Raw genomic sequence first — 1,247 nt, 5'->3', positions numbered from 1 at the left:
TGAGCCGCCCCCTTCATTCGGTCCGGACGCTCTGTGAGTCGTCGGTTTCCATTTGATGGGTGCACTTTCGAGCGTACTCGGCTGGGGGTAGGTAGCCGAGCGAGGAGTGCCGGCGGTGGTGGTTGTACTCGTCCTTCCAGTCGCCGATGATGACCTGTGCGTGCAGCAGCGAGTAGAAGCTGTTGATGTTGAGGCACTCGTCGCGGATGCGGCTGTTGAACGACTCGACGTACCCGTTGCGCCACGGCGATCCCGGCGGGATGTAGGACAGGCCGGTGCGGGTGCCGGCCCAGTCGGCCATCGCGTCGCTGATGAACTCCGGCCCGTTGTCCGACCTGAGCACCGCCGGGGCGCCCCGGGCGGCGACGAGGTCCTCGAGGTGGGCGGTGAGCCGGTCGGCGGTAATCGAGCGCTCCACGAGGCCGCCGATGCACTCCCGGGTGTGCTCGTCGACGATCGAGCAGATCTTGATCGGCCGGCCCTGCTCGTCGGCGTCGAACTGGAAGTCCACCGCCCATACGAGGTTCGGTGCGACTGCCGCCGGGGCGTCGACGGTCGAGGATCCGACACGCTTGCGGCGTCGCCGCTGCGGGACCCGGAGCCCTTCGTCACGCCACAGGCGTTGGATCTTCTTGTGGTTCACCACCCATCCCTCACCCCGGGCGTCGTGATACGCCCGCCGGTACCCGTAGCGGGGATGCTTCTTCGCCCACGCGCGCAGCCAGTCACGCAACGCGCGATCAGGGTCGGCGACCGTGTCGCCCTTGAGCGGGCGACGGTACGCGGACCTGCTCAGCCCGGCCAGACGGCACGCCATCCGCTCGCTCACCCGCGGCTTGCGCTTGAGGTGATCGACGGCGGCGCGGCGCCTGCCCGGGCCTAGAAGTTTCCCTCGGCCAGCTCCTTGAGCGCAGCCTTCTCCAGCTCCGCTTCCGCGAGCAGACGCTTCAGGGTCGCGTTCTGCTTCTCCAGCTCCTTCAGGCGCTTTGCGTCGTCGGCCTTGAGGCCGCCGTACTGGTTCCGCCACCGGTAGTACGTCTGCTCGGATATCCCAAGCTCCCGACACACCGCGGCGATGTCGCTGCCGTCGGCGAGCATCCTGTCGGCCTGCCCGAGCTTGCGGACGACCTGCTCCGGGGTGTGACGCTTCCTGCTGTTCGTCATGATCTGACCAGTCTCCCTGCCCGCGACCGCGGGCAACAGGACGACCCTCATAACGACTGGACCTACGAAACGGGGTCAGCCCA

The 1,247-nt window shown here is 67.7% G+C and carries 1 protein-coding gene; it reads right to left on the bottom strand.

What is annotated here, in order from left to right; genetic code table 11:
• Nucleotides 1-13: 13 nt before the first annotated feature.
• Nucleotides 14-1,164 (bottom strand): IS3 family transposase gene (locus P0D62_RS18950; RefSeq protein WP_275704083.1). Its coding sequence is split into 2 segments (ribosomal slippage): nucleotides 14-894 and nucleotides 894-1,164, totalling 1,152 coding nucleotides; the frame shifts between segments, so codons are not numbered across the junction.
• Nucleotides 1,165-1,247: the final 83 nt, after the last annotated feature.

The organism is Tessaracoccus caeni, assembly GCF_029211185.1.
GTDB classification, from domain to species: domain Bacteria; phylum Actinomycetota; class Actinomycetes; order Propionibacteriales; family Propionibacteriaceae; genus Arachnia; species Arachnia caeni.
Note: the sequence above shows the minus strand (reverse complement) of the source record. Positions and strands in the feature narration are given on the sequence as shown.